Below are 20,220 nucleotides of genomic sequence, written 5' to 3'. Positions count from 1 at the left end.
GCAGCTGGAGAATGCCGGCATGGTATCGGTATGTAGGATCAGTACCATGCGGAATATTTAACGGAATTTCCGGCCGGCCACGCTCGTCCAATGTCCGGCCGTGGCCGGGCTCCCGCATGGCTTGGCAAAAATCGGGATGTATATTTGATCGCTGAGGCTTCAGGCTCCAGTTGTTGAGTCGGCACCTCGCGTACCTGGCGGACCTTCCGGCGCGGCCTCCTTTTCGGCTAGCGTACAATTTACGCCCGCGCGCGTGGCCGTGTAACGACCCAAGAAACATCCCGATGGCCTTGGCCTACGACAGATAAGTGATTTTAAAGTACCCCAACCTTTTCATGACAGCCAGCGTTGGCCTTGCCATGGCCATCGCCACCATTGGAGCCGGAGCGCTCGTTGAGATGCGCCAGGACGCATTTGCGCGCGCGCAGGAAGCATCCTCCAACCTCTCACTCATCCTTGAGCGAGATATTGCCCGCAATCTGGAGATCTTTGAGCTGTCGATGCACTCCGTGATCGACGGCGTCAAGGATCCGGAGATTCTCCGGTTGAATCCCGCCATCCGCCAATTGGTGCTGTTTGACCGCTCCACGAACGCAACCGACTTGGGCTCCCTGTTGGTGACGGACGAGCAAGGTAATCTCGTTCTCGATTCACGCTCCACCCCTCCCCGCCCCGTCAATGTCGCTGACCGCGACTACTTCAAGGTGCATCACGATTCGGCAACGGCTGGGTTGTTTATCAGCCAGCCGTTCCAGCCTCGCTTGACGGAGCAAGCCCAATCGATCGGTTTGAGCCGGCGGTTGTCGCATGCGGACGGTAGCTTTGCCGGCATCGTCGTCGGCACGCTGCGCCTCAACTATTTCAGGAGGCTCTTCGAGGGGACGAAACTCGGCCCTGGGGGCACCATCACATTGCTGCGTGACGATGGCATCGTGTTGATGCGCCGTCCTTATGACCCTGCCACCATCGGCCGTAGCATTGCCGCCAGCGCATCCTTCGCGCCGGTTGTGCAGGCACAGGAAGGATCGTTTGTCGGCATTGCCGCGCTGGACGGTAACGAACGGTTATACGATTTCCGCCATGTTGCCGGTTTCCCCCTCGTGGTTGTCATTGGCCTGTCGACCGACGATATTTACGCGGAATGGCGAAAAAGGGCATGGCTGCTCGGTGGACTGATCCTTACGCTAGACCTTGCGATCCTTATCCTCTCCATCCTGATTTCCCGGCAGTTCAAGCGCAGGCAAGCGATGGAAGAGCACCTTCGGCTGATGGTCAACACAGACGGGCTGACAGGCATCGGAAGCCGGCGTGCCCTGGACGAGGCCGCGGACATCGAATGGCGCCGGGCATGGCGCAACCAGCAGCCCTTGTCGTTGCTGATGATCGACGTGGATCATTTCAAGAATTTCAATGACCATTACGGGCACGCGGGCGGTGATGATGCGCTGGCTGCGGTCGCCCGATGCATTGCCAGCAACATCCGTAGGCCGGGCGACTATGCGGCCCGCTACGGTGGCGAGGAGTTTGCCGTGCTGCTACCCAACACGGGTTTGGACGGAGCCATTGCGGTTGCCGAGAAGATCCGGTCGGCCGTCCAGGATCTGGTTATCCCGAATGCGGGAAGCGCTAACCGGATACTCACGGTCAGTATGGGCGTGGCTTGTGCGGATGGCCGTGTACGTTTCCCTAGCCTGCGGTTTTTCTTCAATGCCAGTGACGAGGCGCTATATAAGGCAAAATCATCCGGACGCAACCGCGTAGCCGTCGCGGAGACGCGGCCGGAAATTCAAGCCCGCAGCGAGATCCCGGAGCACTAAACAGCGATTCCACAGTCCGCTGGGTGTCCTCGGACAACCGCATCAGCGCCTGGTTGTTCTGTTCGGCGCCGCCGGCCTGGGCCTGCATGCCCTCCTTGCTATTTGCACCCGCGGAGCCAGCGACTGCATCTGGCCGATCAGCATAGGCCGCGCGTAGGGATGGAGGCGGCAGCGCCATCGGCCTCATGATGGCGCCGCGCTACCTCGGCGATCCGCGCGATCAGAGCGCCGCCGTATCGTATCGGCTCGCGGCGATCATCTCCTCTTCGCACAGCGCATCCTGGAGCACAAAATCGAAACGCACGTGCGTAAACGGGCCTGTTACGCCAAGCGACGCAAACTCCGTCGAGCCTTCCACCTTCGTGAGCGCCACCACCAGGCCGTCGCGGGTGGCGAAGGCGAAGTCGTCATCCAGGAAGGTGTCTCCCGGGATGTTGACCTGCGTGGTCAACGCGCGCTTGCCGCCACCCGATACCAGGAAGTGAATGTGAGCCGGCCGGTTGCCGTGCCGCCCGAGCAGGTCGAACAACTCGGAAACCGGGCTGCCCGGCGGAATCGCGTAGCCAGGCGGCAGGAAGCTGCGGAAGCGATAATTGCCCTCGGCGTCGGTCTCGATCCGGCGGCGCAGGTTGTAGGCGGGCTGGTCAGGATCGAAATGCGAGTAGCGTCCGAGTTCGTTGCAGTGCCACACGTCGACACTGGCGTGCGGCACTGGCTTGCCGTCGAGGCCCAGCACGCGGCCTTCCATTACCAGCACTTCGCCTTTTCCTTCGTTGCCTTCATCCAGGCGGACCTCGCGCATGGCCAGCGGTGCGCCGGCCACATATAGCGGCCCTTCGATGGCGCGCGGCGTGCCCTTCTCGCGCGCTTCGGCCTCGTCTGCTTCTTCTGCCAGGATATCCAGCAGGCGGTCGAAACCCAGGCCCGCGGTGATCAGGCCGACCATATTGGCTTCGCCCAGGCGGTTCAGCCATTTCATGGCCGACCAGAATTCATTGGGGGGGACCTTGAATTCCTCAATGGTATGGAACAGATCGGTGACGATACGCGCGGTGACAGCACGCACGCGCTCGTCGCCAGCGCTGACCTGGCTGCCATTGACCAGCGCCAGAAGTTGGGAGGTGGTGTACTCGGCCATGAGGCATGGTCTCCTTAGATTTTAGAGTTTGTGAGGGGGGTGAGAAAGATTGAAAATCGCATCATCGCCGGCAGCGTTGCCTTGCTCCGTGGCCGCATAGTCTCCCCGCTGTTTTTCTATCGTTCTATCTCTCGATGCCTGTCAAAGCTTGGCCAGTGGCACGCTTTCATCAGCCAGGCTTGCCGGACTGACAGGAGTGCGCCTCTCGATCAGGCGGCGCGCAAAACGCAGGTCGCGGGCGGCGTTGCCGCCCAGCGCGGCCACCACCCGTTCGCCTTCCAGGTAGAAGAAGATGAAGCCACCCGCCGCTGGCAGATCGCGCACGACCACTTGATGGGATGGCGACGGCACGCCGTAGATCTGCAGGTTCAGGCCGTATTGGTCGGACCAGAACCACGGCAAAGGGTCGTAGTGCACGGCAACGCCGAGCACCGACTTTGCCGCCGCGATCCCCTGCTCCTGAGCGTTCTGCCACGACTCGAGCCGCACGTTGCGCCCGGCCCGGCCGTTGCGCGCGACCGCGAGGTCTCCGGCAGCGAACACGTCCGGATCGCTGGTCCGGCACTGTGCGTCGACCAACACGCCGCCGTCGCAATGCAGTCCGGCCGCACGGGCCAGCTCGTCGTTGGGAAGCAGGCCGATGCCCACCACCGCGACGTCGCAGACGATCTCGCGGCCATCGATCAACTTGACCATGAGGGCGCCGTCCGCCAGGCGCGCGAAGCTGGCGACATTGGCCTCCAGCAGCACGTTGGTGCCGTGTGCCGTGTGCAGGTCAAGCAGCCGCTCCGACAGCGCGGCCGGTACGCTTCGCTCGCATAGCCGGCGCATTGCCTCGATCACTGTCGCTTGCGCGCCGCGCTGACGCGCGGTAGCGGCCACCTCCAGACCGATCCAGCCACCGCCAACAACGGCAACGCGAGAGCCGGGGCGCAGCGCGGGCGCCAGGCGCAGGGCGTCGTCAATCGTGCGCAACACATGCACGCCTGGCAGGCTCGCACCGGGAGCGTCGAGCGCGCGGGCACGGCCGCCGGTACACAGCACAAGCCTGCTGTAGTCAATGCACTGCCCGTCAGCAAGCGTAACCCGCTTTGCCGCGCGGTCCAGCCGGGCGACGCGTGTGCTGCCCAGCCACTCGATCGATAGCGTGGCCATCATTTCGGCGCTCAGCAGGTGCACGCTTTCGGGCGTTGCCTCGCCCGAAAGTACCGCCTTGGACAGCGGGGGGCGCTCGTAGGGCGGATGTGCCTCGTCGCCGATCAGCACGACCCTGCCCTTGAAGCCTTCGTCGCGCAGCGTGCGTGCCGCCCAGCTTCCGGCCTGGCCGGCACCGATGACGACGATTGTGGTGAGGTTCGTATTCATGGCACTCCAGGCGCTCAGGTGGCCGCTACGACTTGCGGCAGGACCTGGATCTGCACCCGGCCTTCCGCCACACGCAAAGGAAAGGTCTGGACCGGCTTCACGCACGGCGCCTTGCGCGCTTCGCCGGTACGGAGGTCGAACAAACCCTGATGAAGCGGGCACTCGACGCAACCGTCTTCGACAAAGCCTTCCGACAGTGGCACGCGCTCGTGCGTGCACAGGTCGTGCAGCGCGAAGAGCTCCTCGCCCACTCGGAACACCGCGACGGGCAAGCCCGCCGCCTCGACCGCGCGCGGCTCGTCCTCGATGAATTCGTCGGCCGCGCCGACGTCATGCCATGTACTCATGGGAACCGCTCCTAGATCGGCGTAGCGAGAAGGGTCTGGACACGCGAGGTGTCATAGATGACCCGTTTTTCCTTGTAGCGCCACTCGCCGTCCTGCTTGACAACGGTGTCGCGATAGCAGCCCGCCTGGTAGACGACGCTCTCGCCGGCCGCACCGGTATTGACGACGATATAGCTCGACAGCGTGCGCACTTCCTCGTCGCTCATCGACTCGATCACCAGGCCGCCTAGTGCGTGGCGATAGGCGTGTGCTTCAAAGATGTTTGCGTGGCGCAGCGCAACGATGCGGTCTCGCATCATCATCTGGTTGCGGCAGTGGATCACCGGCGCCGGCAGGCCGCGGTCGGCGTTCTCGCGCGAGATGATCGTGTACGTGCCATCTTCCGTGAAGAAGCCCGGCCAAGCCTCGAGCAGGTTGTTGTCGATCGCGTGAACGTAGCGGCTTTGCAGCTCGCTCAGCTCCCACCAGATCTGCAGGTTCTTTTCCATCTCAGTACCCCATCGCCCGCTGATATCCCGCCCAGAAGCGGCGAATCAGGTTTTCGGTGATATTGCTGTTGGTCTGCTCGGGCACATCCAAGCCCATGCCCATATAGGAAGTCTTGTCGCCATCCCGGACGGTGCCACGCTGCACCAGTTCGGTGGCCTCGGTATCCTCCATCGAGATAAAGCCCGCCGGCCCGACGAGGTTGGCTTGCAGAAGGCGCAGCTCGCGCAGCTCCGGGGTGTCGTCCTCGTAGCCGAAGAAGTGAAACACCAGCTCGAAGTTGCTCGGGCCCTTCGGCAACAACTGGCGTGCAACCAGCGTGTTGTGGATCTGCTGGATGACCAGTTGCGGGAAGAGCGGCTGGATATGGTTGGTGCAGTCTTCTTCGAACTCCGAGATCTGCCCCAACACGTAGGGGTCCTCAAGCGCGAAGCCGTCCTGCATGGAGCGAATCTTCTGGTCGGTATACGCCGCCGCGGTATTGGTGTCGATCTTCGGCTTGGTCACCGTGATCAGGCTGTGCAGGCCGTGCGTTGCATCCGGAATGGAGCGCGCGCTCATGCCGACACGGAAAATGTTGAACGTGGTGTGGAAGAGATGCAGCAGGCTCGCGTGATACGGATCCTTCACGTTCTCCAGATAGAGCTTCCAGTTCGACTTTGAATACTGGCGCGTGCAACCCAGGTACACGATGGGCTTGTGGAAGACGCGATCCACCCAGGGACGCATCTCGGCGCCCAGGTATTCGGCCAGTGGCGGCGTCTCGTCGCTGAAGGTGGCGAAGAGCAGGCCCTTGTACTCTTCGACGCGCAGCTTCTGCAGGCCGTGTGCCTTGGGGTCGAAGGCCTTAGCCATGCCGACGAGCGTGACCGCGCCTTGCTTCTGGCCGCGGCGGAACGGCACCCCTTGCAGGTCGCCCTCGCACGAGTAGTTCCACTGGTGATAAACGCAGGTATGCGATTGCGCATTCCCATATTTCTCGCGACAGACCATGGCGCCGCGATGCGCGCAGCGATTGACCCAGCAAGCGAACCCGTTGGCAATGCGCGTTACCACCACCGGTGTATCGCCGACAAAGGTACTCTTGAAGTCATTGAGAGCAGGAATCTCGCAGGCCAGAGCCACGAAGCTCCAGTACGGCCCGCGATAGATGCGTTCCTGCTCCCGGTCGTAGACCTCCTGTGAGCTGAAGACGCTGTAGGGGACGCAAGAGCCGTCCGTCTGGGGGAAGAACACCTGCCGGCTAGCAGCGCTCCCCGCGATCTGTGGAGAATCTGACATCACTGTCTCCGTGAAGTTATGCGTGTTATCGGATGGAGACAGTGTAGAAATCCGCCCTGCCGCGGACTATCCGGAAATGGTGAACTTGTGGCGCGGGCAAGTCCGCTTCTTGCGATTCGCGGCGGGACTATCCGAAAACGGCAGCGATGCTGCCGGTGTCCATCCGATTCCGGCAAAGCTGCGTCGCGGCCTCGCACGGGCACTACTTCTGCCGCGGACGCTGTGGCAAGATAAGCCGCATAAGAGGGGCGATCGACCCCTAGTCAATCAATCTGGGTCTTATGTAGCGGTTCCAGGATAAAGGGCGCTGCGGTCCTCGCGTACGCCACTTGGCGATGCAGCGAATGCGACAAGGCAGCGCTGCGGCGCTAGCGTCTTATGCATCGCATGGAAACTGCCGTAAAGTCAGAATGGGGACAAAAGATGCCACTCTCGCCGCGGACCCCCGCCCTGTCGGCCTTGTACAGGAATCCACTCTTCCGCTCGGATATGCACGTCGAGGCGCACGAGCAGGTCGCCCACGAACTTGCAGACCATGTCCTGCGCTGGAAACCTGGCGCGCCGGATGCCGCGATGTTCAAGGGCGAACTCTACCGCCTGAAAACCTACGCGCTACGCTACGGCGCCGAGGTCGAGGTCTCGGCACGCCCGTTCGATGATTTTGTATTGGTCCATACCTCCCTGCACGGCGGCGCCGAGATCGAATGCGATGGGCATCGCCTCTGGGTTGCGCAAGGACGCACTGCGGTGCTCGCACCGAAGGAACGCATTCGCCTGCGCTGGAGCCCAGGTAACCAGCAGATGATCGTGCGGGTTCCGCACAGCCTGCTGCGCGAGGCCATGACATGCGAAGAAGACGAACGCATTGACCTGGTGCCGGGCGTCCTGCTGCCGCGAGCGTTCGAAACGCACTGGGAACTGCTCGCGCATTCGATGCTGAACCTGCTCCCGCCCGCCGGCGACGCAGCCGCGCATGCCAAATGGGTAGCGCACTTTGAACGGCACCTGGCGTTGTTCCTCCTGCTGCACCAGCCGGCGGAAGTTGCGCCGCTGACCGCCTCTCGCGACCACACCATGCTGTCAAGCGAGACAGTCGATGCCCACGCGAGCCGGGGTAGCCGCCAGATGGACGCCGTCATCGCATACATCGAGTCCCACCTCTGCGCGCCGGTTTCGCTTGAGGATCTGGCCAGCGTTGCCAGAGTGAGTTGCCGCACGCTGAATACCCTATGCCATCGCTACACCGGCATCGCACCGATGGCGTTGTTGCGCAACGCGCGCCTGGACGCCGTGCGCACGCGATTGCTACTCGATCCCGGCGCCAGCATCACCGAGACCGCGCTGGCGTATGGGTTCGGGCATCTAGGTCGTTTCGCAGCCTACTACGCGGCCCGCTTCAATGAACTGCCGAGCGACACTCAGAAGCGTCGCGACTAGGATAAGAACAAGACGTCAAACGATGATCGGATTGATATCGACCTGAACAACGTCACTTCGCGCCATACCCCCATACCCCCATACCCCCATATCCCCATATCCCTGAGTTCCTGAAGCAATCGCCTGAGATCCGGTTGGGAGTGGGCATCCGGCCTCTGCCGATCGACTGTCCAGTGAGCGACAAGACCTGCTCTGGAGTGAGCTTGCGACGTAAAACGTCCAGATGCGCAGTGCGACCACCTCACCGCTTCCCGCACTCCCACCGCGCCACCACCGCAAACGCCTCGTCTTCCACCTCCGGCAGCAAAGCCAGCACTGCCTGCGTGGTCTCGTCGCTGATCATCTTCGCCGCCTCATCATCGGGTCCCGGCAAGGCGTCGGCAAGCACGCGCGCAAGTCCGGCCCGCATCGCCTCGGGCAGATACCCCCGCAAGGCTTCGATGTTCGCCGCCACGCACTGCACCGCCTCGGCGGGGCTGTAATCGTCGTCGAGCAGATGCGAGAAGTCCGCGGCGCTGCACACCAGGGCCTCATAGACGAAGGCCGCGAATGAAACGGCTTCGATCCGGCTTGTGCCGCGGTCGTGCCAGACCAGCGCCACGCCGACGTCGCCGTTGGCTAGCGGCGTCAAGCAGTAGGCGTCGCCCGCCCCGGTCTGCGCGAACGGCAGGAAACGCCTGCCGTGCTGGAAGGCCGGATTGAGCCATTTGGCGATGGACTCGCCGGCCTGCTTCGCGTCGATCCACTCCAGATCGTAGACGCAGGAAAGCACCGGCTGCGCTGCCAGCGTACTGGCCTTCCAGTCGGTGCGCCAGACCTCGATGTCGGCGCCGTAGCCGGTGCGCCCTGTGTCGATCAATTGCCTCAGCATAGCTGGCAAGGTGATGCCGCTGGCGTCCGCTAGTGCTGAAAAAGTATCCATCCGTGTTCTCTCCGTGGGATGCTGCCGGTCGATGCCAGATTTCTGGATGCGCCCAGACGTAACTAAGCCCGCGGAATCGCGGGCTTAGTTCACTGACTACCTCTTATTGCAAGGTGTTGCACTTCAGATTTGAGGCCGCCGGGAACAAAAATGATTGACCTAGCGTTTACAGCCATGACTCAAGTCCTACCTGGCTGTAGCCGCCGCATTGGCCCGCGCCTTATGCAGTTTTTTGTAACTGTCGATCAGGCGGTGGTGCCTATCGAGGCCCTCCAGTTTCATACTTGTTGGCGTTAACCCGAAGAAGCGCACGCTGCCGTCCACTGACCCCATTACCGCGTCCATCCGAGCGTTGCCAAACATCCGACGGAAGTTGACCGCGTAGTCGTCTAGTTCCAGGTCATCGTCGAGCAGCACCTCCAGCACCACATTCAAGGCCTGGTAAAACAATCCACGCTCGACCGTATTGTCGTTGTATTGCAGGAAGGCGCCCACCAGCTCTTGCGCCTCCTCAAATTGCTGCAAGGCGAGATGAATCAGCAGCTTCAACTCGAGAACTGTTAGCTTCCCCCAGTCCGTATTCTCGTCAAATTCGATGCCGATCAAAGTGGCAATATCGGAGTACTCATCCAGCTCACTGTTATCCAACCGCTCAAGCAGATCTGCCAGGCCAGCATCGTCCAGGCGATGCACGTTCAGAATATCGGCGCGGAACAACAGCGCCTTGTTTGTGTTATCCCAGATCAAATCCTCTACCGGGTAAACTTCCGAATAACCGGGCACTAAAATCCGGCAAGCCACGGCGCCCAACTGGTCATACACCGCCATGTATACCTCTTTGCCCATGTCTTCGAGAATGCCGAACAACGTGGCGGCTTCCTCGGCATTGGAGTTTTCACCCTGGCCAGAAAAATCCCACTCAACAAAGTCGAAGTTCGCTTTGGCGCTGAAAAAGCGCCACGACACCACACCGCTGGAATCAATGAAGTGCTCAACAAAGTTATTTGATTCAGTCACGGCGTTACTGACAAAGGTGGGCTGAGGCAAATCGTTCAGGCCCTCAAAACTGCGCCCCTGCAGCAATTCCGTCAGACTCCGTTCCAGCGCCACCTCGAAGCTTGGGTGCGCGCCGAACGAGGCAAAGACACCGCCAGTCCGCGGGTTCATCAAGGTGACGCACATCACCGGATAGGTCCCACCCAGCGACGCGTCCTTTACCAGCACTGGAAAGCCCTGCTCTTCCAACCCCTGAATCCCGGCCAGAATGCCTGGGTATTTCGCCAGCACTTCGTGCGGCACATCAGGCAATGCGATTTCACCTTCCAGAATTTCGCGCTTTACCGCTCGTTCGAAAATTTCGGACAGGCATTGCACCTGCGCTTCAGCCAGCGTATTACCGGCACTCATGCCATTGCTGACGAATAGGTTTTCGACCAGGTTGGACGGAAAATACACCACTTCGCCGTCCGACTGCCGCACATACGGCAGCGAACAGATACCGCGCTGCACATTGCCGGAGTTAGTATCGTACAGATGCGAGCCATACAACTCGCCATCGGGATTATAAATTTCCAGGCAGTACGCATCCAGAATTTCAGCCGGCAGCGCATCTTCAGGGCCAGGCTTGAACCAGCGCTCGTTCGGGTAATGAACAAACGCCGCATTGGCGATGTCTTCGCCCCAAAACGTACCGCCATAGAAATGGTTGCAATTCAGGCGCTCGATAAACTCTCCCAACGCCGACGCCAGTGCGCTTTCTTTGGTCGCACCCTTGCCATTGGTAAAACACATCGGCGAGTGCGCATCGCGGATATGCAGCGACCACACATTGGGAACGATATTGCGCCACGAAGCGATTTCAATCTTCATGCCCAGATCCGCCAAAATGCCCGACATATTGGCGATGGTTTGCTCCAACGGCAGATCCTTGCCCGCAATATAGGTGCTGGCGTCAGATGCCGGCTTCAACATCAGCAACGACTGAGCATCGGCATCCAGGTTCTCTACTTCTTCGATGACAAACTCGGGGCCGGCTTGCACCACTTTTTTCACCGTACAGCGCTCGATCGAGCGCAAAATACCTCGACGGTCTGCCTCCGAGATATCCGCCGGCAACTCAACCTGAATCTTGAAAATCTGTTGGTAACGGTTTTCCGGATCAACAATATTGTTCTGCGACAGGCGGATATTTTCGGTAGGAATATTGCGGGTTACGCAGTACAACTTCACAAAGTAAGCGGCACACAAGGCCGATGAGGCCAGAAAATAATCGAAAGGACCAGGCGCCGAGCCGTCGCCCTTATAACGGATAGGCTGGTCGGCCACTACGGTGAAGTCATCGAACTTGGCTTCAAGACGTAGCTTATCGAGAAAGTTGACTTTAATTTCCATGGGGGGAATTCTGAAAATGGTGCACAAAATGACGTAGCCACTACTATCCGCCGCCACGCTGGTGCCGTGCAATGCATCGAAGCTTTCGCAAACGCTGCCGCATACGGATAATTTTTCAGGCGAACGCCATGGCGCAGGACATGGCTGGAACCAGGGAGCTTCCATGTGCCATGGCGACATCCACGGCAGCGCCAAGTGCCGTTGTACCAAACTGAATCGCCACGAGTTCCTCCAACACTCTCCAGAATGCGGGAATTACCAGGCGACAATCCGAAATATAAAGCCCCGTAAAAACAGGGCTTTAATAGTCAATCAACTAGCGAATCATGTTTCCCAACGGGAATTTCACTCCCACTCGATTGTCGCCGGCGGTTTGCCCGACACGTCATACACCACGCGATTCAGCCCCCGAACCTCATTGATGATGCGGTTCGAGCAGCGGCCCAGCAGCGCGTACGGCAAATGCGCCCAGTGCGCCGTCATGAAGTCGGTGGTCTGCACCGCGCGCAGCGCGACTACGTAGTCATAGGTGCGGCCGTCGCCCATCACGCCRACSGACTTGACCGGCARGAACACSGCRAAGGCCTGGCTGGTCAGGTCGTACCAGCTCTTGCCCACTTGCGAAGGCTCGCACATGCCCGCAGCGGCATCCTGCTCGGTAGCAACCGTGCCACGCAGCTCTTCGATGAAGATCGCGTCGGCGCGGCGCAGCAGCTCGGCGTAGTCACGCTTGACTTCGCCCAGGATACGCACGCCCAGGCCCGGGCCGGGGAACGGGTGGCGGTAGACCATCTCCGGCGGCAGGCCGAGCGCCACGCCGAGTTCGCGGACTTCGTCCTTGAACAGGTCGCGCAGCGGTTCTAGCAGCTTCAGGCCCAGCGTTTCCGGCAAGCCGCCCACATTGTGGTGGCTCTTGATGGTAGTGGCCTTCTTGGTCTTGGTACCGCCGGATTCCACCACGTCGGGGTAGATCGTGCCTTGGGCCAGCCACTTCGCGTTGGTCAGCTTCTTGGCTTCGGCCTGGAACACTTCGACGAACTCGCGGCCGATGATCTTGCGCTTTTGCTCGGGATCGGTCACGCCGGCCAGGTGGCCGAGGAACTGCTCGGACGCGTCGATGGCGATGACCTTGGCGTGCAGGCGGCCGGCGAACATGTCCATCACCATCTTGCCTTCGTTCAGGCGCAGCAAGCCGTGGTCCACGAACACGCAGGTGAGCTGGTCGCCGATGGCGCGGTGGATCAGGGCTGCCGCCACCGAGGAATCGACGCCGCCGGACAGACCGAGGATCACTTCTTCGTCGCCGACCTGTTCTCGGATCTTGGCGACGGCTTCGGTGATGTGGTCATGCATGACCCAGTCAGGCTTGGCGCCCGCGATCTTCAGCACGAAGCGCTCCAGGATGTCGCGGCCCTTGGCGGTATGCGTGACTTCCGGGTGGAACTGCACGGCGTAGTAGCCGCGCGCTTCGTCGGCCATGGCGGCGATCGGGCAGCTGGGCGTGGAGGCCATCAGCTTGAAGCCCGGCGGCAGCTCGGCGACCTTGTCGCCGTGGCTCATCCAGACCTTGAGCATGCCGTGGCCTTCGGGCGTGGAGAAATCTTCCAGGTCCTTGAGCAGCGCGGTGTGGCCATGCGCACGCATCTCGGCGTAGCCGAACTCGCGATGGTCGCTCCACTCCACCTTGCCGCCCAGTTGCACGGCCATGGTCTGCATGCCGTAGCAGATGCCCAGCACCGGCACGCCGAGGTCCCACACGGCCTGCGGCGCGCGCAGCTGGTGGTCTTCGTAGGTGCTGGCGTGGCTGCCGGACAGGATGATGCCCTTGGGCGCGAACTCGCGCACGAATTCGTCCGTGACGTCGTTCGGGTGGATTTCGCAGTAGACGTGCGCTTCACGCACGCGGCGGGCGATCAGCTGCGTAACTTGCGAGCCGAAATCAAGGATGAGGACTTTGTCGTGCATGATGGGCGGATGGCGTTTCGTCCGGTGCGGGCTCGGTCATCACTTCGGTGCCCGGACCATAGCCGGGCGGCGGCGTGACACCCGGCTCGCGCCGGTATTCGGGTGATTGCGGCCGGCGTGCCACGGGGGCGGTGCCGGCATCCTTGTTTTGCGTCTCTTTTTGCAGCTCGCGTTCGCGCACGCGCACGCGCTTGGCGGCCGGGATCTGCACCGCGGCGAAGAAGGCCAGGACCGCGGCCAGCACCGGCAGCCAGATCTTTCCGGCGCCCTGCACCGGCAGGTCGAACATAAGCATCCACGCCACGATCAGCACCGCGCTGGCGAGGTTGACCTGCCCGACTGTTCGCGCCACCGCCACCGTAAGCTGCCCGTTGACGGTTGCCTGCCACAGCAGCAAGGCCAGGCCGACCAGGGCCACGCCGAGCAACTGCCCGTACATCGCGGGCTGCGGCTGCGGCAGTTGCAGCGCGCTATAAAGGGTCGTGAAAGGCGACAGCAGCATGACGATGCCGAGCAGCAGATTCAGCAACGCGTCCAGGAACAGCACGGCACGCAGCAATACTTTCATGAGAACTCCTCCGGCCAGGCGCAGTGCCTGGCTTGCGGGCGGCGCCGGGCGGCGCAGCCGGCGCGCGGCTGGCGGGACATCCAGGTCCCGCACAGCCGCCAGTTCATAAAGACCTGCCTGGTCGACTCACTGACTCGACTTAGTCGATGTAGTAGTTCGGCGCTTCCTTGGTGATCTGCACGTCGTGCACATGCGACTCGCGCATGCCCGCGGCGGTGATCTGCACGAACTCGGACGTCTCGTGCCAGTCGGCGATCGAGCTGCTGCCGCAGTAACCCATGGAGGCACGCACGCCGCCGCACATCTGGTGGATGATGGCGGTGACCGAGCCCTTGTAGGCCACGCGGCCTTCAATGCCTTCGGGGACCAGCTTGTCGACGTTGGCGGTGTTGTCTTCCTGGAAGTAGCGATCTGCCGCGCCGTCCTTCATCGCGCCGACCGAACCCATGCCGCGGTAGCTCTTGAAGGAACGACCCTGGTACAGGAACACTTCACCCGGGGCCTCTTCGGTACCGGAGAACATGCCGCCCATCATGACCACATGCGCGCCGGCAGCCAGTGCCTTGGCGATGTCGCCCGAGTAGCGGATGCCGCCGTCGGCCACCAGCGGCACGCCGGTGCCCTTGAGGGCTTCGGCCACATTGGAGACCGCAGTGATCTGCGGCACGCCCACGCCAGCAACGATACGGGTGGTGCAGATCGAGCCCGGGCCGATGCCGACCTTGACGCCGTCGGCGCCATGATCGACCAGCGCGCGCGCGGCAGCACCGGTGGCGATGTTGCCGCCGATCACCTGCACTTGCGGGTAGTTCTGCTTGACCCAGCGCACGCGGTCCAGCACGCCCTGGCTGTGGCCGTGGGCGGTATCGACCACGATCACGTCCACGCCGGCCTTGACCAGCAGGTCCACGCGTTCGTCGTTGTCAGGGCCCACGCCGACTGCGGCGCCGACCCGCAACTGGCCGCGGTCATCCTTGCTGGCCAGCGGATGTTCCACTGCCTTCTGGATGTCCTTGACTGTGATCAGGCCGTTGAGCTCGAAGTCCTTGTTGACCACCAGCACGCGCTCGAGGCGGTGGCGGTTCATCAAGCGCTTGGCGTCTTCCAGCGATGCGTCTTCGCCCACCGTGACGAGCTTTTCGCGCGGCGTCATCTTGGCGCGCGCGGGCGCGTCCAGTTCTTCCTCGAAACGCAGGTCGCGGTTGGTGATGATGCCGACCACGGTCTTGCCTTCCACCACCGGGAAACCGGAGATGCCGTATTGATGTGATAATGCAATCACATCACGGATCTTCATGTCGGGGGGAATGGTGATCGGGTCACGCAGCACGCCGGATTCGTAGCGCTTCACGCGCGCCACTTCCCGGGCCTGGTCGGCCGGCTTCAGGTTCTTGTGGACGATGCCGATACCACCGGCCTGCGCCATGGCAATTGCCAGGCGGGCTTCCGTGACGGTATCCATGGCGGCGGATACCAGCGGAATGTTCAATTCGATCGAACGGGTCAGGCGGGTACGGAGCGAAACATCCCGGGGCAGTACCGACGAATAGGCCGGCACGAGGAGCACGTCATCGAATGTGAGTGCTTTCTGGACAAGACGCATAGCAATTCCTCTAGGCGTAAAACCGAATTATACAGGAATGGCACGTTTCTTGACGCGCCTGCGAGTGCCCTTGTTCAAGTCTGCTATGCTCTTTGTCTTTTTTTCAGGGATAGGCAAGCCACAATGGGTATTGGCGTACTGTGCGGCCTGCTGGCCGGCGCCTTCTGGGGCATGGTGTTTATCGCCCCCAAGCTGCTGCCCGTCTTCTCCCCCTGGGAACTCGCGATCGGCCGCTACCTGGCCTATGGGCTGGTCGCCTTCATCGCCGCGCTGCCGCTGATGAAGCGCATTGCGCGCAAGCTCACGCGCGCGGACTGCCTTGCGCTGCTGCGCCAGGCCTTCACCGGCAACCTGCTGTACTACGTGCTGCTGGCGTTCGGCGTGCAGCTGGCCGGCGTGGGCCCCACCTCGCTGATCATCGGCATCCTGCCCATCTCCGTCACCATCATGGGCCGGCGCGACCATGGCGCCGTGCCGCTGTCGCGCCTGATCTGGCCGCTGCTGGTGGTGGCCGCCGGCATCGCCTGCATCAATATCGACCTGTTCGCCGGCGGCGGACATGCGCACGGCGCCGCCGCGGGCGAGGCGGTGCGCACGGTCTGGCAACGGCTGGCCGGCGTGATGTGCGCGGCCGGCGCGCTGGTGTGCTGGACGCTTTATGCGGTCGACAACGCACGCTACCTGCAGCGCAATCCGCAGTACAGCGGCAATGAATGGTCCGCGCTGTATGGCATCTCCACCGGCGTCGTGTCGGTGGTGCTTGCGCTGCTGGCACTGCTGGGCTGGCTGGTCGCCGGCGACAGCCTGGATGCGGCCGGCGGCGGCCGCGACTGGCAGTGGTTCTGGATGGTCAACGCGGCCGTGGCGCTTGGTGCGTCACTGATCGGCAACAACCTCTGGAATATCTCCAGCCGGCGCCTGCCGCTTACGCTCTCGGGGCAAATGATCGTTTTCGAGACGCTGTTCGCGCTGGCGTACGGCTTTGTCTTCGACCATCGCCTGCCGCGCCCGCTGGAGATCGCGGCCATCGCGTTGCTCATGATTGGCGTGGCCTGGTCGGTTCGCTTGCACGCTGTCGACAAGTCTGCCTAAACTAGCGGCCAATCCCGGCAGCCAAGGGCGCGCGAGTCACTCGCACAGCGGGGTTACAGCCCTGCGCGCCCTGCTGCCCCAACACGCTAAGCCATGAAACGATCGACCGCGCACATCAAGCTCGCCACGCTGGCCGCCCTCGCCTGCCTGTGCCAGGCAGCCACCGCCCAGGCGGATTCGCAATGGCAGTGGCGCGACGGCAGCGGCCGCATGGTCTACAGCGACGTGCCGCCGCCGCCCTCGGTGCCTGCTGCCAGCGTGATCAAGGCACCCGGACGCTTTGCCGGAAGCTTGCGCCCGGTCGAGCCGCCGGGCGGCTCGCCAGCCGCTGGAGCCAGCCCTGCAGGCGTTGCCGCCGCCACCCAGGCTGCGCCGGAGCCGGGTACAAAGGGCAATGGCAACGTGAAAAAAGAGTCCGTGGCAAGTGCCGAGGAAGCCTTCGAGAAACGCCGTGCCGCGCAGGCGAAGGCCGAAGCGGACCAGGCCGCCAAGGACCTGGCCGCGCAGGAGCGCCAGGTGCGCTGCGCGCAATCGCGCAACTATGCGACGTCCCTGCAGCAGAACCGCCGCATTGCCGTGTCAGCGCCAGACGGCTCGCCGCGGCAACTGAACGATGATGAGCGGCAGGCCGAATTGATGCGCGTCAACGCCACGCTCGAGCAAAACTGCACCTGAGCGCCTGCACAACTCCGCGCCGGAGCCTGTCAGCCGCCACGCAGCCATTTCTGCCCTTCGCGCGTGCCGCCCTTGCGGGTCTTTTGCACGCGCCGGTTGCGGGCCGACTGGGGATCGGCCACCAGCGGGCGATAGACCTCGACGCGGTCGCCGGCCCGCACCAGGGTATCCGGCGTCTTGAGCTTGCTGAAGATGCCGACCCGCATGGTGGCGGGATCCACCTCAGGACAAGCCTGCAGCAGGCCCGAGGCGGCGATCGCGGCGACAATGCTGGTGCCGGAGGGCACCTCGACCTCCTTCAGGAAGGCGTCGCCAGGACGGGCATAGCAAACCGAGATGCGCACCAGGGCCGCGGTGCCGGCGTCGTGCTCAGCCATTGCCGTAGACCATTTCGGCACGCTTGACGAACGCATCGACAAACGTATTGGCGATCATGCTGAACACCGGCCCGATGATTTTCTCCAGCAGGAAGCTGGAAAACTCGTAATGCAGGTGGAATTCGATCTTGCAGGCATCCTCGCGCAACGGCGTGAAGCGCCAGGAACCGCTGAAGGTCTTGAAGGGGCCGTCCTCGAACACCATATCGATCTTCGTGGGCCGCTCCTGCGTATTGCGGGTGTGGAAATACTGCTTGATGCCGTTGAAGTGGATGTAGATCTTTGCGTCGAGCATCGTCTCGGTCTGCTCGAACACCTCCACGCCACCGCACCAGGGGAGGAACTTGGGATAGTCCTCGACTTGCGTGACCAGGTTGTACATCTGCTCGGCGGAATGGCCGAGCAGCACGGATTTATGGACGTCTGCCATGTAGTGGGGAATCATGGCCCGCGCAGGCGCCGCCAGCGCCATGACGCACTGCGGAATCCACCGGAGCGGGCCGGTTTGCTAGAATCCCGATTTTAGCCCACGCGCGCGCCGACGGCACCCCGGACGCGCACGATAGCGCCCAAACCGCGGCCTGATGGCCTTGCACGGCCCTGCAGCGTCTTTCCCCTACGTTTTTTGGTGTTTGTTTTACTTATCTCCATTTCCACTATCCGGACCGCATGACCATCGCAGACAACAAGAAAGCCTTTTTCGACTACTTCATCGAAGAGCGATATGAGGCGGGGATCGTGCTCGAGGGCTGGGAAGTCAAGGCGATCCGCGCGGGACGCGTGCAGATCAAGGAAGGCTACGTGGTCATTCGCGACGCCGAGCTGTTCCTGATCGGCGCCCATATCAGCGCGCTGAACAGCGCCTCCACCCACATCTCGCCCGACGCGGTGCGCACCCGCAAGCTGCTGCTCAAGGCAGAAGAAATCAAGCGCCTGATTGGCAAGGTGGAGCAGCGCGGCTTCACGATCGTGCCGCTCAACCTGCACTACACGCGCGGACGCGTCAAATGCGAGATCGGCCTGGCCAAGGGCAAGAAGATGTTCGATAAGCGCGAAACCGAGAAGGACCGCGACTGGCAGCGGGAGAAGGCACGCATCATGAAGGGTGCGGGCAAGGAGTAAAAGACCAAGGCAGCCCGGCGGCACGCCGCATGACTGCCTGCTCTGTGCAAGCCCTCTCCTTCAAGCCCCCTCGCTTCAAGCCCCCTTCTGCTGGCCTTTGACGATCTGCAGCGCCGACGCAATCATGGTGCTCATGTCGCCAAGGTTGCCCGGCACGATCAGCGTGTTGCCCTGCTTGGCCAGATTGCCGAAAGCGCTCACGTACTCCTCCGCCACCTTCAGGTTCACCGCCTCCATGCCGCCGTCCGTGCGGATGGCATGCCCGATCTTCTCGATGGCCTGCGCGTTGGCCTCCGCCACCGCCAGGATCGCCGAGGCCTCGCCCTGCGCCCGGTTGATGGCCGCCTGCCGCTCGCCTTCGGACTTCTGGATGGCGGCCTCGCGCGCGCCCGTGGCCAGGTTGATCTGCTCCTGGCGCTTGCCTTCCGATGCGGCGATCAGCGCGCGCTTTTCACGCTCGGCGGTAATCTGCGCCTGCATCGCATGCAGGATTTCCTTGGGTGGCGTGAGATCCTTGATCTCGTAGCGCAGCACCTTCACGCCCCAGCTCGCCGCGGCCTCGTCCAGCGCATTGACCACGCTGTGGTTGATGTACTCGCGCTCTTCGAAGGTCTTGTCCAGCTCCAGCTTGCCGATCACCGAGCGCAGCGTGGTCTGCGACAACTGGGTGATAGCCACCACGAAATTGCTGGACCCGTAGGATGCCTTCATCGGGTCGGTTACCTGGAAATACAGCACGCCGTCCACCTGCAATTGCGTGTTGTCCTTGGTGATGCAGATCTGGCTCGGCACATCGAGCGGGATTTCCTTCAGGACATGCTTGTAGGCCACGCGATCGATGAAGGGCAGCACGACAGTCAGCCCCGGCGTCAGCGTGGCGCGGTACTTGCCGAGGCGCTCCAGCACCCAGGCATGTTGCTGCGGCACGATCTTGAAGCTTTGCGCCACCAGCACGATGACGGCGACCAGGATCAGCAGGGGCAGCAGGCTGCCGAAGAATTCGAACATGGGACCTCCGTGACGGGATTGAGAAAAGCGAACTGCAAAAAACGGGGAAAACCGAGGCCGCGCCCTGCCTCGCCCTACCTTGCGCTATCGCGGGCTGACGAAGAGCGTGTTGCCGCGCACCTCGACGATGCGAAAACGCCCAGGCGCTGCCGGGCCGGCCGCCTGGAGTTCCACATCCCAGTCGGTGCCGCGGTAACGCACGCGTGCCCGCCCCGCGTCGCCCCAGGCCGGCACCTCGAGCTCCTGGCCGATGTCCGGGTTGACGTTGGGATCGCGCTCCGCCGCATCGCGCCTCACGCGTCCATAGCGGGAGCGCCGCAGCGCGACAAAGCCGGCTAGCGCCACCAGCGCCGCCAGCAGGGTCTGGGCGGCTGCGCCAAGCCCGGCCAGCGCACCCAGGCCACCCACCGCGGCGCCAAGCGCCACCATCAGCAAATACAAGGTGCCGAGGCCCAGTTCCGCGATCACCAGCACCGCGGCCAGCGCAAACCAGATGTAGTACGGCGCCATCTTTGCCTCCTTGCTTAACTGCTTACTTGCCTACCTGCTTACCTACGTTTGTCCTGGCCACGGCCAAAACAAAAAACCCCCGCAGCGCCAGGGCGCCTGCGGGGGTTCGGAACACC

General features: G+C 62.5%; 19 protein-coding genes. 5 read left to right on the top strand and 14 right to left on the bottom strand.

What is annotated here, in order from left to right:
- Positions 1 to 335 precede the first annotated feature (335 nt).
- Positions 336 to 1,817 carry a sensor domain-containing diguanylate cyclase gene (locus tag AC1DQR_RS23430; protein ID WP_477133883.1) on the top strand — a complete coding sequence of 494 codons (1,482 nt, stop codon included), beginning with the start codon at positions 336 to 338 and terminating at the stop codon, positions 1,815 to 1,817.
- Positions 1,818 to 2,037: 220 nt separating this feature from the next.
- Here the strand turns inward: AC1DQR_RS23430 and AC1DQR_RS23425 are convergent, their stop codons facing one another.
- The 5 genes from AC1DQR_RS23425 to andAc all read right to left on the bottom strand — a co-directional run bounded on the left by AC1DQR_RS23425 (position 2,038) and on the right by andAc (position 6,434).
- Positions 2,038 to 2,955 (bottom strand): dioxygenase family protein, encoded by a 918-nt coding sequence (locus tag AC1DQR_RS23425; RefSeq protein WP_416048761.1) that lies wholly within the window; start codon positions 2,953 to 2,955, stop codon positions 2,038 to 2,040.
- A gap of 141 nt (positions 2,956 to 3,096) precedes the next feature.
- Entirely contained in the window at positions 3,097 to 4,320 is a 1,224-nt protein-coding gene (locus AC1DQR_RS23420) for an NAD(P)/FAD-dependent oxidoreductase (protein WP_416048762.1), read from the bottom strand.
- Between the two features lie 14 nt (positions 4,321 to 4,334).
- Positions 4,335 to 4,667 (bottom strand): anthranilate 1,2-dioxygenase ferredoxin subunit AndAb, encoded by a 333-nt coding sequence (andAb, locus tag AC1DQR_RS23415; RefSeq protein WP_416048763.1) that lies wholly within the window; start codon positions 4,665 to 4,667, stop codon positions 4,335 to 4,337.
- An 11-nt stretch (positions 4,668 to 4,678) separates the two neighbouring features.
- Complete coding sequence (andAd, locus tag AC1DQR_RS23410; RefSeq protein WP_267602965.1) at positions 4,679 to 5,155, bottom strand: anthranilate 1,2-dioxygenase small subunit AndAd; 477 nt, start codon at positions 5,153 to 5,155, stop codon at positions 4,679 to 4,681.
- Position 5,156: 1 nt separating this feature from the next.
- The gene (gene andAc / locus AC1DQR_RS23405; RefSeq protein WP_477133882.1) at positions 5,157 to 6,434 is read right to left on the bottom strand and encodes an anthranilate 1,2-dioxygenase large subunit AndAc; all 1,278 of its coding nucleotides are present in this window, start codon (positions 6,432 to 6,434) and stop codon (positions 5,157 to 5,159) included.
- A 423-nt stretch (positions 6,435 to 6,857) separates the two neighbouring features.
- On the opposite strand from andAc, the gene AC1DQR_RS23400 reads away from it, so the two are divergent.
- Positions 6,858 to 7,871: an AraC family transcriptional regulator gene (locus AC1DQR_RS23400; RefSeq protein WP_477133881.1), complete on the top strand. Its 1,014-nt coding sequence runs from the start codon at positions 6,858 to 6,860 to the stop codon at positions 7,869 to 7,871.
- A 241-nt stretch (positions 7,872 to 8,112) separates the two neighbouring features.
- Here AC1DQR_RS23400 and AC1DQR_RS23395 read toward each other — a convergent pair whose 3' ends face one another.
- From AC1DQR_RS23395 to guaB, 5 genes are all read right to left on the bottom strand, one after another.
- Positions 8,113 to 8,793, bottom strand: a complete 681-nt coding sequence (locus AC1DQR_RS23395) for an SMI1/KNR4 family protein (RefSeq protein WP_477133880.1) — start codon at positions 8,791 to 8,793, stop codon at positions 8,113 to 8,115.
- 186 nt (positions 8,794 to 8,979) lie between these two features.
- Positions 8,980 to 11,184 carry an OsmC domain/YcaO domain-containing protein gene (locus tag AC1DQR_RS23390; RefSeq protein ID WP_477133899.1) on the bottom strand — a complete coding sequence of 735 codons (2,205 nt, stop codon included), beginning with the start codon at positions 11,182 to 11,184 and terminating at the stop codon, positions 8,980 to 8,982.
- A 345-nt stretch (positions 11,185 to 11,529) separates the two neighbouring features.
- Entirely contained in the window at positions 11,530 to 13,149 is a 1,620-nt protein-coding gene (guaA, locus tag AC1DQR_RS23385) for a glutamine-hydrolyzing GMP synthase (protein ID WP_043346901.1), read from the bottom strand.
- Positions 13,124 to 13,717 carry a hypothetical protein gene (locus AC1DQR_RS23380; protein WP_477133879.1) on the bottom strand — a complete coding sequence of 198 codons (594 nt, stop codon included), beginning with the start codon at positions 13,715 to 13,717 and terminating at the stop codon, positions 13,124 to 13,126. Before AC1DQR_RS23380 ends, guaA begins: the two co-directional genes overlap by 26 nt.
- 139 nt (positions 13,718 to 13,856) lie before the next feature.
- Positions 13,857 to 15,320 carry an IMP dehydrogenase gene (guaB, locus tag AC1DQR_RS23375; protein ID WP_006163509.1) on the bottom strand — a complete coding sequence of 488 codons (1,464 nt, stop codon included), beginning with the start codon at positions 15,318 to 15,320 and terminating at the stop codon, positions 13,857 to 13,859.
- Positions 15,321 to 15,443: 123 nt separating this feature from the next.
- Here guaB and AC1DQR_RS23370 point away from each other — a divergent pair, with 123 nt between their 5' ends.
- Complete coding sequence (locus AC1DQR_RS23370) at positions 15,444 to 16,412, top strand: DMT family transporter (RefSeq protein WP_416048769.1); 969 nt, start codon at positions 15,444 to 15,446, stop codon at positions 16,410 to 16,412.
- Between the two features lie 93 nt (positions 16,413 to 16,505).
- The gene (locus AC1DQR_RS23365) at positions 16,506 to 17,087 is read left to right on the top strand and encodes a DUF4124 domain-containing protein (protein WP_416048770.1); all 582 of its coding nucleotides are present in this window, start codon (positions 16,506 to 16,508) and stop codon (positions 17,085 to 17,087) included.
- A 29-nt stretch (positions 17,088 to 17,116) separates the two neighbouring features.
- On the opposite strand, the gene AC1DQR_RS23360 is transcribed toward AC1DQR_RS23365, so the two are convergent.
- Together AC1DQR_RS23360 and AC1DQR_RS23355 are read right to left on the bottom strand one after the other, a co-directional pair.
- Positions 17,117 to 17,464, bottom strand: coding sequence for an RnfH family protein (locus AC1DQR_RS23360; protein ID WP_416048771.1), 348 nt, complete (start codon positions 17,462 to 17,464; stop codon positions 17,117 to 17,119).
- Entirely contained in the window at positions 17,457 to 17,894 is a 438-nt protein-coding gene (locus AC1DQR_RS23355) for a type II toxin-antitoxin system RatA family toxin (RefSeq protein WP_150983478.1), read from the bottom strand. The genes AC1DQR_RS23360 and AC1DQR_RS23355 overlap by 8 nt, the downstream gene beginning before the upstream one ends.
- Before the next feature lie 239 nt (positions 17,895 to 18,133).
- Here AC1DQR_RS23355 and smpB point away from each other — a divergent pair, with 239 nt between their 5' ends.
- Positions 18,134 to 18,586 carry an SsrA-binding protein SmpB gene (gene smpB, locus AC1DQR_RS23350; RefSeq protein ID WP_006164727.1) on the top strand — a complete coding sequence of 151 codons (453 nt, stop codon included), beginning with the start codon at positions 18,134 to 18,136 and terminating at the stop codon, positions 18,584 to 18,586.
- Between the two features lie 75 nt (positions 18,587 to 18,661).
- Here smpB and AC1DQR_RS23345 read toward each other — a convergent pair whose 3' ends face one another.
- Positions 18,662 to 19,594 (bottom strand): SPFH domain-containing protein, encoded by a 933-nt coding sequence (locus AC1DQR_RS23345; RefSeq protein ID WP_183031201.1) that lies wholly within the window; start codon positions 19,592 to 19,594, stop codon positions 18,662 to 18,664.
- Positions 19,595 to 19,678: 84 nt separating this feature from the next.
- Positions 19,679 to 20,104 (bottom strand): NfeD family protein, encoded by a 426-nt coding sequence (locus AC1DQR_RS23340; protein WP_416048772.1) that lies wholly within the window; start codon positions 20,102 to 20,104, stop codon positions 19,679 to 19,681.
- Between the last annotated feature and the right edge of the window lie 116 nt (positions 20,105 to 20,220).

This window comes from Cupriavidus sp. 05L411 (genome assembly GCF_056398045.1).
This window is presented reverse-complemented; position numbering and strand designations above follow the sequence as displayed.